Genomic DNA, 14,704 nt, shown 5'->3' on the forward strand with positions numbered 1-14,704 from the left:
GTATAGTAAATCATATCATGAAAATATATTTTCATAAAAAATTTTACTTGCCGAAAGGAGTGCGGGGTAAATGAATTCTCAAGCACAACCCCTAACAAGACGAGGAGCAGAATTGATTGTCGATACGCTGATTGCTCAAGGTGTGACCCATGTTTTTGCGATTCCAGGTGCAAAAATTGATGCCGTATTTGATGTATTAAAAGACAGAGGTCCAGAACTTGTCCTATGCAGACACGAACAAAATGCAGCCTTTATGGCAGCCGCTGTCGGCCGCTTAACCGGCAAACCAGGTGTTTGTCTCGTCACATCAGGTCCTGGCGCATCTAATTTAGCAACAGGTCTATTAACAGCCAATACAGAAGGTGACCCTGTTGTCGCAATCGCTGGAAACGTCATTCGTGCGGATCGGCTGAAACGAACACATCAATCACTCGACAATGCGGCATTATTCAAACCAGTCACAAAATACAGTGTTGAAGTACAAGACGTTCATAATATACCTGAAGCCTTAACAAATGCTTTTCGCGCGGCACAAAAGGGGCAGGCTGGAGCAGCATTTATCAGCTTTCCACAAGATGTCGTGACAGAACACACCACACAAACACCAGTGTCTGCTCACCCTTCTCCAGAACTAGGTCCTGCACCGGATGCTCTCATCAGTTCGGCCATCGCCAAAATTCAAAATGCACACTTACCTGTTGCGATTGTGGGAATGAAAGCAAGTCGTCCAGCTGCTGCAAACGCCACTAGAACATTATTGAAAACACTTGGGATTCCATTTGTCGAAACGTACCAAGGAGCCGGCGTTCTCTCAAGAGAGCTTGAGTCTCAATATGTAGGCAGAATCGGCTTATTCCGGAATCAGCCGGGGGATCTACTCATTGAACAAGCAGATGTCCTTTTGACCATCGGCTTTGATCCAATCGAATATGATCCGAAGCATTGGAATATTCAGCCGCAGCAGCGCCAGATCATCCATGTGGATGACATGCAGGCAGATATTGATCATTTTTATGAGCCAGCGCTTGAGCTTGTAGGCAATATAGCTGAAACCGTTAAACATCTAGCCCATGACAGTGTTCCACTTTCTCTATGCAAAGAACAAATTGATTTAGTCAGTGAATTACAGGAGCTGTTAAGCGACATTGAAAAAGCACCAGAAAGAGACAGTCATCTATCTCACCCGCTGAATGTCATTCATACATTAAGACGCCTGATTTCTGATGACACGAAGGTCACGTGTGATATCGGATCTCACGCGATTTGGATGTCGCGTCACTTCCGCGTCTATGAGCCGAACACATTCCTGGTGAGTAACGGAATGCAAACATTAGGCGTCGCCTTACCATGGGCAATTGCGGCTTCCATACTGAATCCAGATGAAAAGATCATTTCGGTCTCAGGTGATGGCGGTTTTCTCTTCTCTGCAATGGAGCTTGAAACAGCCGTCCGCATGAAAACAAATCTCGTTCACCTTGTTTGGAATGACAGCACATACGACATGGTGGCGTTTCAGCAGGAAATGAAATATGACCGCACATCCTGCGTTGAATTCGGACAGATCGACTTAGTGAAATATGCGGAAAGCTTTGGAGCGACTGGATTACGGGTTAACTCACCTGAAGAGCTTTCAACTGTCCTTCAAAAGGGTATAAACATAGAAGGACCCGTTATTATTGATATTCCGATTGACTATCAAGACAACCCAGACCTCGCCAGTCAAAAATGGCCAGAAGTCTTTCGTGAAAAACACACATTGAACGTCAGATAAGATGTCCATACATTACATCAAAGGAGTGAGCGGATATGGGTATGATGCACCCAATGAATCAACAGAACGACACAAGACAACATGACAAACAGCAAGAGGTTTATCAAGTATCGACGATGACCTCTTTGCTGGAAGCCGTATATGATGGAGATTTCTCCCTTGCACATATTCCCAAGCACGGTGATTTCGGCATTGGTACATTCAATCAATTAGATGGAGAGCTGATCGGCTTTGACGGCGCATTTTATCGACTGCGCTCGGATGGAACAGCGACACCGGTTACCGATCAAGACTATTCACCATTCTGCTCTCTAGCATTCTTTGAAACAGATATCGTTCATCGCATTGATGCAGCCATGACGTCCAAAGAGCTAGAAGAAGAAATCGACCGCATTTTACCTAGTAAGAATGTTTTTTATGCGATCCGCATTGATGGATCATTCAAAAAGGTTCAAACACGTACGGTCGAAAAACAGGAAAAACCTTACGTTCCGATGGTGGAAGCAGTCAAGTCACAGCCTATTTTCGATTTCGAGGATATTCAAGGAACGATCGCTGGTTTCCGTACACCGCAGTACGCACATGGTATTGCGGTGAGTGGGTATCATCTTCATTTCATTGATGATGATCGAAGTGTCGGCGGACACGTATTTGATTACACCGTTGATCAAGTGACCATCCGAATTTCTCAAAAACGTCATATGAATTTACATCTGCCAAATACGCAGGAATTCTTCCAAGCAGACATTGATCGAGCTGACCTTGCACAACAAATTGCCAGTGCGGAAAGCAGCCCAGATCAATAAAATGAAGACACCCCGTTGATTCCGGGGTGTCTTTTTATGCAAAAAGATTATTTATCACTCCATGATATTTCATTTCGTTAGTAAATTGAAATTATTTCATTCTATACGTAATAAAATATGATAAAATACCAACAGAAGAAAGGTGGTTATACGGTGTCAAACGACTATAGCATTCCGAACCTAACATTAGATGAAAGGGATAAACAAATTTTATCCCTATTACACGAGGACGGGCGTATGTCCTATACAGATCTCGGGAAACAAGTCGGTCTTTCACGTGTTGCCGTACAAGCCCGCATTCAGCAGCTGATTGAAGCAGGCGTCATTGAACGATTCACTACAGTGATTAACCCTGCTAAGATCGGCATTCACGTCTCTGTCTTCTTTAATGTAGAAGTGGAACCGAAATTTTTAGAAGCAGTAGCCCTTCAACTTGAGCAGGAAACAGCTGTCACAAGCCTTTATCACATGACAGGGCCAAGCAAGCTGCATATGCATGGCATTTTTCAAAATGAACATGAAATGGAGACATTCCTCACAAAAAAGCTATACCCGCTAGAAGGCGTCGTGAGTGTGGACTGCCAAATGCTCATTAAACGATACAAAAGCCGAATGGGCATGAAATTGTAGACAGGAGTTGAAGCACTTGCAATCATATATCGAACTCATCATTGCTATGATGCGAACCGGTATTCTCGGTTTTGGCGGAGGTCCTTCCGTCATACCGCTCATTCGCCATGAGGCGGTGGTGAAATATCACTGGATCAATGATGACGAGTTTGGAGAAACACTCGCCATCGCCAATGCATTACCAGGTCCGATCGCGACCAAAATGTCGGCATATCTCGGCTATCGATTGAAGGGCGTATCCGGCGCAATTGTCGCAACAGCTGCTCATATTTTACCGACATGTCTCGCCATGGTGGCACTCGTCACACTTGTCAGCGTCTTAAGCTCCTCACAAATCATTCAAAATATGATTGGCGCCGTAACACCAGTTATTGCCGTCCTGCTTGGGATCATGGCATACGAGTTTGGCCAAAAAACGCTGAAAGGCTTCGGAATGATCTTCGGTATCGCTCTATTCCTCCTTGCCTTTATCGGACTGCAGGTGCTGTCCATTCATCCAGGAATCATTGTCATCATCTTTTTATGCTATGGCGCCTTTCATTTCAAACTGGAACAACGCTGGAATCGAACAAATAAAGAGAAAGGAGTGTCTTCATGATGCTGATTCTCTTTTTATTCTGGGCTTTCTTCTTGTCCAATCTATTAGGATATGGCGGAGGGCCTGCATCCATCCCGCTCAATTATGAAGAAATCGTCAATCATTTTCATTGGATGACGAACGAAGGGTTCTCCAATATGCTTGCATTAGCCAATGCACTGCCAGGACCAATTGCTACGAAGATCGCGGCATATGTAGGCTATGACGTCATGGGCTGGCCGGGCTTTATCGTGGCATTGCTTGCAACTGTACTGCCATCAGCCATTGGATTGATTTTATTGCTCAAGTTGATTGACCGCTTTCGCCAATCCCCTGTCGTAAAAGGCATGACCTTATCCGTACAGCCCGTCATTGCGATGATGATGCTTTTATTAACATGGGAAATCGGCGAAGATGCAGTGAAAGCCATCGGCTGGACGCAATCATTCGCCATTGCCGCGATCTCCTTTTTCTTTATGACCAAATTCAAAATGCACCCCGCCTTTCTCATTGTGGCTGCCTTTTTATATGGCGGATTCATTCTGCCGCATTAAAAAACCGATAACATGGCCTGTTATCGGTTTTCTTTTACATATAAATTGGAGAAACCGGTCTGCGCCCAATCGAATGATACTCGACCCCTGCTTGTTCTGCCGCTTCAAGCGTGTGACAGTTTCGCCCATCAAAAATAAGCGGCTGTCTCATCCATTCCTTGTAGGACGTGAGCGGAAACGTCTGAATCTCCGTCCACTCTGTTAATATACAAACTGCATGGACATCCTTTATCGCTTCTTCAATCGTTTGAGCAAACAAGACTTGATCCGGCAGTTCACGAGCGGCATGGCGTGCGGCAACAGGATCATAAGCTACAAGCTCCGCACCTAATTGATGGAGTGCATGAGCAATCGGAACCGACGGCGCCTCCCTCATATCGTCTGTATTCGGTTTAAAGGCAAGGCCAAGAAGTGCAATTCGCTTCCCTTCAAGATTTGCCCCCAGTCTCTCCTGAATGCTTCGGATAAAACCAGCTCGCTGCTCATTGTTTACTTTAATGACAGCCTTTAGCAGCTCAAAATCGTGGGACACATGCCCTGCGATTTGGACAAGTGCATTTGTATCCTTTGGAAAACAAGAACCTCCGTAGCCAATTCCCGCCTTGAGAAATGAAGAACCGATCCGCTGATCGAGCCCCATTCCCCGCGCAACCCATTCAACATCAGCACCTGTTTTTTCACAAATGGAAGCAATCTCATTCATAAAGCTGATTTTAGTCGCAAGAAAAGCATTTGATGCATACTTGATCATTTCGGCACTTTTTCGATCTGTTTTGACCACTGGCAGGTGGAAATCAGCATACATCTCCTCTAGCTGGTCTAATACGGCTTTTGTTTCAGCCCCAATGACAAGCCGATCTGCCCTCAAAGTATCTGAGATGGCAGAGCCTTCCCGTAAAAATTCTGGGTTAGATGCAATAGATAACGGCTCATTCCGTCCTAATTCTTGATGTATCATCTGATCGATTTGATCACCCGTTCCGACAGGCACCGTACTTTTCACCACAAGAATCGCACCTGATTTCGCTTTTGTGCCCATCTCCTTTGCAGCCTGAAACACATACTGTAAATCAGCTTGGCCGTCTGCCTGCTGCGGGGTGCCGACCGCAATCATTAACACATCAGCCCGCGGGTAGGCTGCCGCTCCATTTATGTAAAATTGAATTCGTCCTTGCTCAAGATTGCGTTTCAGCAATTCTTTTAAGCCTGGCTCATACATAGGTGGATGTCCTTGTTTCAGCTGCATGACCTTTTTCCGGTCAATATCAATACACGCCACATCGTGCCCTGCCTCCGCTAAACACACACCTGTGACCAGCCCCACATATCCACAGCCTGCAATTGCAATATTCATGACACCATCAGCTCCCCATACGCCTTATGCTTGTAATGACATCGTATGCCGGGAGCTTTCGTTCCATTCATAAAAGCATACAAAAACCCCCTGCCATCACTAGCAGGGGGTCACTTTTATGAAACAAGACCATTTCGAATATGAGCAATCAGATTTTCAAGCATTTCTTTTGTGGTGACATCATTTGAATTCTCACCAATATCATGAGCGTACATCAAAATTTTTAAAAACTCTTCTTGATTTAAACCCTTATTGTCCATGTCTGTATCCTTTCGATTCCACTAATTTCATTATTATATGCTGTATGGTTGGTTTATGCAATACTCTAATACATCATTCGACAGCTTTTGAAATTTATGACCATTTTCATGAAAAACTTTTTTATAAATCACCATTGAGCTATAATAAAAGAATTGGAATCTTTTACTTGGTTAGGAGCGGATCAAATGCTTCAGCACAACATCAACGAAGAAGAAATCAAACAAACAGCCGAACAGATCAAAGAACTTCTTCCTGCAACAGATGAAAACAAACAACTCATCAAAAAAGCATTGATTACTTATAGACAGGACAGTGTATATCGTCTCAAGCAAGAATCTGATACGGAATGGTCAGCTTATGTACATGATGTCGTGGCAGCAAGAGTCCACCTTCATGTGCTGTTTCCTGTGAGAAGCAGCTGCTCATGTCCGGCAGATGGACTTTGTAAACACATTCTCGCTGTCTTCTTTTCGCTATACGCTCAAGTAGAGAGTGTGACCGGATTTACAGAAAATTGGTCAGAAAAGGATGAATTACAACGCAGCAAAGAATTGATTCGCCAGCACTTCCAAGTGAAGCGCCCAGACGAACAATCACTCCAAAGCTGGATGAATTTTTTCCAAGAGGAATTTAACCTCTGGCTGAAACGGACACCAAAGCACCAGCAAACACCGCAGCATTTGTATTACGGCTATTTATCAATCCTAAAAAAACACGCACCTCATTCACCTGAATTCAAGAGTTTGTATGCGATTCATACCTCAATCGATGTGTGGTTAAGGATTCATGAATTGATCGACCTCGGCCGGCTTGATGCCGAGAAGGACTTTTATTCCATGAATCCATATGTAGAACAGCTCATGAACACCATTTTCGATTCAGTGGATCACTTGAAGACATACGCTCTTTCCTTTTCCCTCGATCCGTTTCTTGAAAACACACCAACTGCCGTTCGGGCACTTCTTCAAATTAACGGACCTTTCCAGCATGAACGAGTAGCGGTCTTTATGGAGATTTGGGGCACCATATTAAATAGAGGGAAATGGGTTAAAAAAGAAACAGAATTACTGAAGAACGCTCAGCAGCAAGAACAAACGGTTGAACGTACCATCGGGCTGATGCACATGGATTATTTACAGAAAGAAGACGAAAGCCTCTTTCAGCAATTACAGCTGCTCAATGCAGATATGCTGCCAAATGTGCTCAATTGGCTGAAGGATCTCACAAACCGCAAGGACTGGAAGCGGCTCAAGCTCTGGTATCATGAGATTACCTATATTTTAGAGGAATATTGCCAGCTCGACCTTTCCTATAGAGAACTGCGAGGAGCCGTCAGTGATTTCTTCTTTTATTTAGACGCATACTTTAAGCAGACGAAGGATCATCATTTATATGAACGCTACCTCCAAATCTGCATGCCCTATGCGTTTACTGAATATAGTCAGCTATTATATGCACAGCAGCGTTATGCAGAATGGATTGAGATTCACAGCCTTGTTGGTTTCTCCATCAGTGAACTGGAGAAGGATCTGATCAAACAAATTGCAAAAGAGGAGCCTGAAGCGCTCATTCCATCGTACCACCGTGAAATCTCACTGCTTCTCGATCAAAAGAATCGAAGTGCTTATCGAGAATCTGTGAAAATGCTAAAAAAACTGCGCACGCTTTATCATAAAACGAAAAAAACCGCGATTTGGGAAAGATATGTAAAGCAGCTGCAGGATTCAACGAAACGGCTGCGTGCGTTCCAAGAGGAAATGAAGAAAGGAAAATTAATTGATGACACGCCATAAACAAATTGTCATTCATGCAGAACAAACAGAAGATTTCTCTTTCACCATTTCAGCGCAAGCAGAGGACGGACACCCTGTTCCACTTAATGAAATGAAGAGGCAGCTTTTCCAATGGCACGAATCGTCTTTTTACGGAACATTTTTAGAAGATGTGAGCTTTATTGGCACACCTGCCTTCCTGTTAAGCCCTTGGATGACCGTTGAATTGCTAGGAAAAAATTCATTTAATACCTTTAGTCATGTGACATTAACGGATGAAACGGAACCACTGATGAAGACAGCCTCCACCATTTACGAATTCATCGAGGACGAAGATTTCGTTCCCGATTACGAGGCGTGGACAGAAGGTGTGCTTCGGTTTAAAGACAAAGAAGGACTATTAGACGGCTATACGGCTGATTGGTTCTCCTTTGCCGTACAGGATTACATTCAATATGATGATGCCTTGCAGCACAAATGGAACCGCATGACAGCACAATCGCCTGCGCTGTCATCCTTCCAAGGACATTTTTTAGATGAGCAGGATTTCTTGGAGACGATTGGCTGGATTGATGACGAGACGCCTTTCACTGTCGGCTTGCGCTTAAATGAACCGGATTTCGACGGAGATGATTGGAAAATCGAATTGTTTTTGCGTGATAAGAAAAACAGCGACCTTCACTTTTTTGAGGGTATCCGTTCATTGAAAAGGTCTTGGCATCCGTATCAAGATAAAATCTCAAGAGAGCTGGAGCGATTCAGTCAAATTGTACCTTGGCTCTCTTTCACATCTGGCACCACGCTCATGTCAGAAGACGAAGCATGGCTCTTCCTATCTGAAGCAAGTGAAACACTTGTGAATATGGGCATTGAGATCCTGCTCCCATCGTGGTGGCAAATCGTCAAAGAAAGCACCATGATGCTAAAAGCAAGGATTTCCTCTACCCCGCGAGGCGAGTCGCATGTCGGAATGGATGCCTTGATGGACTTTAATTGGCGCTTTGCTACAAACGGCATCGAGCTGACAGAAGATGAGTTCAACGAGCTTGTCCAAAGTAAACGGCGCCTTGTCAACATTCGAGGGCAATGGATCAAAATCGATCCAACCTTCATCCAGCAAATGAAAAAATGGATGGAGCGCGCCGAAAATGAAGGGCTGCACATGTCTGATATTTTGTCACGCGAGCTGGCAGATCAAGAAGCATCCTATGAATCGATACCAGAACTGCTAGACAGCTCAGCATTTGCACATATTCAATTTGAACTTTCGTCTCAATTAAGAGGGCTTGTCCATCAGTTAAATGATACGCATGAGCTGCCTTCCTACGAAATGAGTGAGTCCTTCAAAGGCACACTAAGGCCGTATCAGCAGCATGGTGTCAACTGGCTGTTATTTTTAAGATCTCATGGATTCGGGGCTTGTTTAGCAGATGATATGGGCCTTGGAAAAACGATTCAAATGATTGCGTATTTCACATATCTGAAAGAGCAGAAGCAAAATGCCGCTCCATCTCTCATCATTGCGCCGACCTCTGTTTTAGGAAACTGGCAGCGAGAGCTTGAAACCTTCGCACCACATTTGAATGTCGCTCTGCATTACGGGCCATCGCGCCCTCAAGGGGAACACTTTACAAAGGCATACGAGTCAACAGATATTGTCCTGACGTCTTATGGACTCTCACATTCTGATCGTGATGAATTAACGTCAGCAAAGTGGGATACGATTTGTTTAGACGAAGCCCAAAACATCAAAAACGCCCATACGAAACAATCGAGAGCGATCAGACAGCTCAAAGGGCAGCATCATATTGCCCTTAGCGGGACACCTATGGAAAACCGTTTGACAGAGCTTTGGTCCATTTTCGACTTCGTCAACAAAGGATATCTCGGCAGCCTGACGAGCTTTCATAAGAAGTTCGTCCTGCCGATTGAAAAAGACCGTGATGAAAAAAGAATTGAACAGCTGCAGCAGCTGATAAAGCCCTTCCTATTAAGAAGAACAAAGCAAGATGAAGAGGTCGCCCTGAACCTGCCTGAGAAACTCGAAGAAAAAGAATTCATTCCGCTATCCGCTGAGCAGGCTTCTTTATATGAACAGCTCGTGAAGGATACATTCGAACACATGGCTTCGTTAACAGGAATGCAGCGGAAAGCCATTATTTTAAGTATGCTTGGCAGACTCAAACAGATTTGCGATCACCCGGCTCTCTATTTAAAAGAGAGTGGAACAGATGTGAAACTGCTGAAACGTTCATTAAAAATGGATAAACTCGCAGAGCTGTTAAAAGCAATACATGAGCAAGGAGAAAGCTGCCTCATCTTTACGCAGTATATTGGAATGGGGAACATGATCAAGCAGCTGGCGGAAAAGATGTTTGGAGAACCAGTTCAATTTTTAAATGGCAGCCTGTCAAAACAGGAGCGGGATAAAATGGTGGATCGCTTCCAGAAGAAAGAATTCAACATCTTAATTCTCTCTTTAAAAGCAGGAGGAACAGGACTTAACCTAACTGCCGCAAACCATGTCATTCACTACGACAGATGGTGGAATCCTGCTGTGGAAAACCAAGCGACAGACCGTGCTTATCGGATCGGACAAAAACGATTTGTTCACGTCCATAAGATGATCACAACGGGCACGATTGAGGAAAAAATCGATCAAATGCTCGAAACAAAACAAACGTTAAATGATCAAATTATCCAAAGTGAAAGTTGGATTACTGAGCTATCGACGAACGAACTAGAAGATTTATTCACATTAAGTGCGGCCGCTCAATCATCTTAAACCCAGCAAAAAGAGGACTTTTCTCAAACATGATGAAAAGTCCTCTTTTTGCATTTCATATGAACATAGGTTAAATGTGCAGCTTTTTCAATGCAGATTTCACGTTCATATACGTATTCAATTCACGGAAGTCCTCTCTCATTTCTCCCATTTTCATCGCAAGATTCGGTTTAATTCCTGTCACAATGAGTTCAGTACCAGTCATTAAAATTAAATCGTTCAGCTTAAAAATTGCATCTGCCACAAATGAATCCACTTCTAATAAACCAGACAGATCGACAATAAAATAATCGTCCTTGGATTGAGAGATATAGGTGGAGACTGTTGAGATAATTTTATGAAATCTTGGCGCTGTTAACGTACCAATGATCGGTAACACAGAAATACCATCTTTCACAGGAACAATTGGAACAGAAATATTCAGCACTTCATCAATCGATTGCTCAAGAAGCTCCTGCTGTTCCTTCTCTTTCGTGACATCTTTTTGCAGACCAACGAAATAAAGACGTTTTCCTTCATTTTCGTCAATCCAAAGAGGAGCCACACTTAACTCATTCCAAAACATCTGTCCAGATTTTTTATAATTTTTCAGCTGAACAGTGACAGCCTCTTTGTTCTCAATAGCTGTTCTAATTTGATTGAGAGCGATTTGCTCGGTTTCATTTCCTTGAAGGAAACGACAATTCTTCCCCAATACTTCGGGTTCTTGATAGCCTGACATATCTAAAAAGCCCTTGTTCACATATATTAAAGGATTATCAGGTAAAGACGGGTCCGTCACCGTCAGGCCAACCTGAGTATAATCTAAGGCTTCCTTGATTAAATGCAGATTTTCGGACTTATAAGATTCCAGCGCCATTCGTTTACTCTCCTTAATTTCTTACAAGCGGGTTATGTTCATAATTAAATTATATGATGTTCCACATCAGGTGTAAATAGAAGTAGTTCTGAATTCCTCTTTTGTAGAATGCGCTTTATCCTATGTGATTTATACAACGACATCCGATTCATCTATTTCAAAAGGTGTCGAATCATATGCGCCACACCATGTTCATCATTTGTTAACGTGACATGATCAGCGATTTCCTTCATATCCTGTCTCGCATTGCCCATCGCAACCCCAACACCAGCTGCTAGAAGCATCGATTCGTCATTTAAACTGTCTCCTACAGCCGCTGTCTGGCTTAAAGGAATACCAAGTCGTTCTGCCAGCCTTGTTAATGCCTGCCCTTTAGATGCTTCCTTTGAACCAATTTCAAAGTTATGATCGGCTGAACTAACCATTGTGACATCTGAATCATCACCAAACATATCCCATCCTGCCTTCAATCTGTCTTCAAAGAAAGAGAAACCTAAGATATTGTAGAATGAAAGCTTTCGATCCTCACGGAACAATTCTTTATATGTATCAATATAAGAAAAACCTGACTGACTGTATTGAACTTCTGCCGCTTGTTTTAAAATATTTCGATCCGTTTTTGGATTAGCACTTTTTAAGCGGTCCATTTCAATCGCAAGAAGCTCTCTGCCGCGATTCGGTGTGAAAATGGCTTCGTTTGTAAAAACTTCATAATAATAGTCACGTTCTTCAAGCCATGACAATATATGTTTGGCCTTTTCTTCGTGTAAAACAGCTGAATGGTACACTTGTCCAGCCGGATCATGAATCACAGCTCCATTGGCACTAATCACCCATGTATTCATACCAAGCTGATCAAAAATAGACCTCACATCAAAATACGCTCTTCCTGTTGAAACGACAACTTCCATTCCATTCGCCGCTGCTTCCTTTAATGCCTGCTCATTTTCCCGACTCACTTTGTGTTCACTGTTCAATAAAGTTCCATCTAAATCCGTTGCGATCAATTGAATGTTTGTCATCGTTCTCTCCTTTTTGTCTCCATTTTCGGCTATCATACCGCTGATAAAATCCATCATCATTATGAAATGAGTATCCACTATTTGCAAGAGGTGATCGGTTTATCAGTGAATAAAAGGGTACCCGGCCACGCTACATGACCGGATACACACAAGGGGATTTACAGGGGACACATGACCTATACAAAGAAGCTATGGTTCTATTACGCAGTGTTCTTATGCACAAGGCAGCGTCTATCAGCTTTAGCTAGAGGGGGGCTGTCAGATGCTAGACGTTACCTTTTGTTTCAGACCGTACCTCCTTTCCTTTCAACTGCCCTTAGTCTACTGAGAAAGGTCGTATGTGACAAAACATGAAAATGACAAAATGATCTCTCAAATTCTCTATTTCCTCTTTAATTTCTGTTTTTTACTGCTTGAGTATAAAACATCATCTTGTTTTGTTTGATGAAAAACTTATTTTTCATAAATTGATAAAAAACGTCTGAATGAATCCAATTACTAGAAGGCATGTGAATATAATCAGAACCGTCCCACGCAAACCAATAAAAACAAAGCTGCCCGTCATGAATCGACAATTGAAATTCAAAGCAGTCCATTTGATCCTCGGTGACGTATTGAAACGTGAGTGACTCGCCTTCTTCCATGTACACATCACAAAATGAAAGAATGTCTCCCCACGAATAAACGCGCATTGTGCTCTTTGCCTTCTCCTCGCCAATATGTATGTTTCGCAATTGATAGGACTCCATAAAACATCTCCTTTCACTCATATACAGCTCGTTCTAAGCAGGCAGCGGTTTCATTTATACAGATGTTGTATGCTATAATAATACTTACGAATAATGAACGCTTGTGAGGTGATAAATATGAAAACCTTTAGGCTGATTGATTTAAAAATCGAACTTGATCCAAAGCAAGATAAAATGTCCAGCATTCCCCTTCGTGACGGTTTAATCATTAATAAAGAAGATGGTGAAAATCACTGGATGATCGAGGCACTCATTCCAAAGAAACATAGACAGGTGTTTGAGGTGCTTTTTCAGCAGCACACTGAAGTGAAGATTCTTGTGACGATCACAAAAGAAAACAACCGCCCTGTTCATCTATCTGTCCAAGTCAAAAACATTGTTGCTTTAGAAGAAAACATTTCTGTGCTGCTCGATGGTAAAATGATTACAAACCGTTACAGAACAGAAACCGAAGAAGTACTAAAAGACCTCGTCAAAGAGGGGCTTTCCGGAGAAAAACTGCTGGATGCATTTAAACAAAACACATAAAAAAGAGCGGGATTAGCCGCTCTTTTTCTATTGCACATCTTTCGATTGGCTTTGATTTTTCAATAGATCTCTAATTTCAGTTAGTAAAACTTCCGTTTGATCCGGCGTTTCTACAACCTCTTCTTCCTCTACCTTTTTCCGTTTTAATTTATTCAAATAACGAATAAAGATAAAAATGGAAAACGAGATAATCAAGAAATCAATCACTGTTTGAATGAAGCTCCCATATAAAATTTGAGCAGATCCGATCTTAATAGATAGACTGCTAAAATCATGTCCCCCAATAATAATACCGACGAGCGGCATGATCAAATCATTCACAAGAGAAGTGACAATTTTGCCAAATGCTCCCCCAATGATGACACCTACAGCCAAGTCAATGACATTTCCCTTGACTGCAAATTCTCTAAATTCTTTCAGCATCTTTTATCACCTTCATCTTTTTTTGTCTAATATGACGTTTTTTTGTCAAAAATGCAAGTCCTGATCCGTTCAGGCTGGTCGTTTCCATATAAAAAGCGATTCATCCTTGATGAACCGCCAGGCAAATCATGATACTTTAGGACCGATAGAAAATGTTAGTTCTGCTTCACATGCAACTTCGCCATCTACTGTAGCTACTGCTTTTCCTTTTGCAACCGGACCTCGGAGACGCGTCACTTCTACCTCTAAACGAAGCTGATCGCCAGGCTTCACCTGTCTTTTGAAACGGCAGCCGTCAATTCCTGCAAACAAACCAATTTTCCCTTTGTTTTCTTCTTTACCTAACATAATCACCCCAAACACCTGTGCAAGTGCTTCTACAATAAGCACACCCGGCATGACTGGGTATCCTGGGAAATGACCATTAAAAAATTCTTCGTTCACTGTGACATTTTTAATCCCAACCGCTCTTTTCTCTCCCTCAACCTCTAAAATACGGTCGACCAATAAGAATGGATAACGGTGTGGAATAATGTCTTGAATTTGCTGAGCATCAAGCATATCTTGATCTCTCCTTTTTTCTATATCGATGATCTTCATTTGATTCCTATAG

15 protein-coding genes are annotated in these 14,704 nt (G+C 42.7%); 8 read left to right on the plus strand and 7 right to left on the minus strand.

The features are described 5' to 3' along the window. The first annotated feature begins 70 nt into the window (after nt 1-70). From alsS to MKZ03_RS16710, 5 genes are all read left to right on the plus strand, one after another. Complete coding sequence (gene alsS, locus MKZ03_RS16690; protein WP_341032471.1) at nt 71-1,771, plus strand: acetolactate synthase AlsS; 1,701 nt, start codon at nt 71-73, stop codon at nt 1,769-1,771. 35 nt (nt 1,772-1,806) lie between these two features. Continuing rightward, nucleotides 1,807-2,577 carry an acetolactate decarboxylase gene (budA, locus tag MKZ03_RS16695; RefSeq protein WP_334750530.1) on the plus strand — a complete coding sequence of 257 codons (771 nt, stop codon included), beginning with the start codon at nt 1,807-1,809 and terminating at the stop codon, nt 2,575-2,577. Nucleotides 2,578-2,730: 153 nt separating this feature from the next. Next, the gene (locus MKZ03_RS16700; RefSeq protein ID WP_307500377.1) at nt 2,731-3,207 is read left to right on the plus strand and encodes an Lrp/AsnC family transcriptional regulator; all 477 of its coding nucleotides are present in this window, start codon (nt 2,731-2,733) and stop codon (nt 3,205-3,207) included. Nucleotides 3,208-3,214: 7 nt separating this feature from the next. Next, on the plus strand, nt 3,215-3,805 hold the full coding sequence (locus MKZ03_RS16705) for a chromate transporter (protein WP_341032472.1): 591 nt from the start codon (nt 3,215-3,217) through the stop codon (nt 3,803-3,805). Continuing rightward, nucleotides 3,805-4,338 (plus strand): chromate transporter, encoded by a 534-nt coding sequence (locus MKZ03_RS16710; RefSeq protein ID WP_106071477.1) that lies wholly within the window; start codon nt 3,805-3,807, stop codon nt 4,336-4,338. Before MKZ03_RS16705 ends, MKZ03_RS16710 begins: the two co-directional genes overlap by 1 nt. 34 nt (nt 4,339-4,372) lie before the next feature. Here the strand turns inward: MKZ03_RS16710 and MKZ03_RS16715 are convergent, their stop codons facing one another. Continuing rightward, nucleotides 4,373-5,692, minus strand: coding sequence for a UDP-glucose dehydrogenase family protein (locus MKZ03_RS16715; protein ID WP_341032473.1), 1,320 nt, complete (start codon nt 5,690-5,692; stop codon nt 4,373-4,375). Between the two features lie 116 nt (nt 5,693-5,808). Continuing rightward, a complete protein-coding gene (locus MKZ03_RS16720) occupies nt 5,809-5,952 on the minus strand; it encodes a hypothetical protein (protein ID WP_003214884.1) in 144 nt (47 codons plus the stop codon). Between the two features lie 186 nt (nt 5,953-6,138). Between MKZ03_RS16720 and MKZ03_RS16725 the strand changes: the two genes are divergently transcribed. Together MKZ03_RS16725 and MKZ03_RS16730 are read left to right on the plus strand one after the other, a co-directional pair. Beyond that, the gene (locus MKZ03_RS16725; protein WP_095285696.1) at nt 6,139-7,746 is read left to right on the plus strand and encodes an SWIM zinc finger family protein; all 1,608 of its coding nucleotides are present in this window, start codon (nt 6,139-6,141) and stop codon (nt 7,744-7,746) included. Next, on the plus strand, nt 7,733-10,510 hold the full coding sequence (locus tag MKZ03_RS16730; RefSeq protein ID WP_307500382.1) for a DEAD/DEAH box helicase: 2,778 nt from the start codon (nt 7,733-7,735) through the stop codon (nt 10,508-10,510). The genes MKZ03_RS16725 and MKZ03_RS16730 overlap by 14 nt, the downstream gene beginning before the upstream one ends. A gap of 70 nt (nt 10,511-10,580) precedes the next feature. Here MKZ03_RS16730 and MKZ03_RS16735 read toward each other — a convergent pair whose 3' ends face one another. The 3 genes from MKZ03_RS16735 to MKZ03_RS16745 all read right to left on the minus strand — a co-directional run bounded on the left by MKZ03_RS16735 (nt 10,581) and on the right by MKZ03_RS16745 (nt 13,140). Continuing rightward, entirely contained in the window at nt 10,581-11,369 is a 789-nt protein-coding gene (locus MKZ03_RS16735) for a PAS domain-containing protein (RefSeq protein WP_307500383.1), read from the minus strand. A gap of 152 nt (nt 11,370-11,521) precedes the next feature. Next, nucleotides 11,522-12,382 carry a Cof-type HAD-IIB family hydrolase gene (locus MKZ03_RS16740; RefSeq protein ID WP_216454710.1) on the minus strand — a complete coding sequence of 287 codons (861 nt, stop codon included), beginning with the start codon at nt 12,380-12,382 and terminating at the stop codon, nt 11,522-11,524. A gap of 401 nt (nt 12,383-12,783) precedes the next feature. Further along, nucleotides 12,784-13,140, minus strand: coding sequence for a hypothetical protein (locus MKZ03_RS16745; RefSeq protein WP_034660233.1), 357 nt, complete (start codon nt 13,138-13,140; stop codon nt 12,784-12,786). A 117-nt stretch (nt 13,141-13,257) separates the two neighbouring features. Here MKZ03_RS16745 and MKZ03_RS16750 point away from each other — a divergent pair, with 117 nt between their 5' ends. Beyond that, on the plus strand, nt 13,258-13,668 hold the full coding sequence (locus MKZ03_RS16750; protein WP_003215215.1) for a YwpF-like family protein: 411 nt from the start codon (nt 13,258-13,260) through the stop codon (nt 13,666-13,668). A 27-nt stretch (nt 13,669-13,695) separates the two neighbouring features. Here the strand turns inward: MKZ03_RS16750 and mscL are convergent, their stop codons facing one another. Both mscL and fabZ read right to left on the minus strand, forming a co-directional pair. Then, nucleotides 13,696-14,091, minus strand: coding sequence for a large conductance mechanosensitive channel protein MscL (mscL, locus tag MKZ03_RS16755; RefSeq protein ID WP_034660234.1), 396 nt, complete (start codon nt 14,089-14,091; stop codon nt 13,696-13,698). A gap of 126 nt (nt 14,092-14,217) precedes the next feature. Continuing rightward, on the minus strand, nt 14,218-14,652 hold the full coding sequence (gene fabZ / locus MKZ03_RS16760; RefSeq protein WP_012011512.1) for a 3-hydroxyacyl-ACP dehydratase FabZ: 435 nt from the start codon (nt 14,650-14,652) through the stop codon (nt 14,218-14,220). Between the last annotated feature and the right edge of the window lie 52 nt (nt 14,653-14,704).

Source organism: Bacillus sp. FSL R5-0431, assembly GCF_038002985.1.
Lineage (GTDB): Bacteria > Bacillota > Bacilli > Bacillales > Bacillaceae > Bacillus.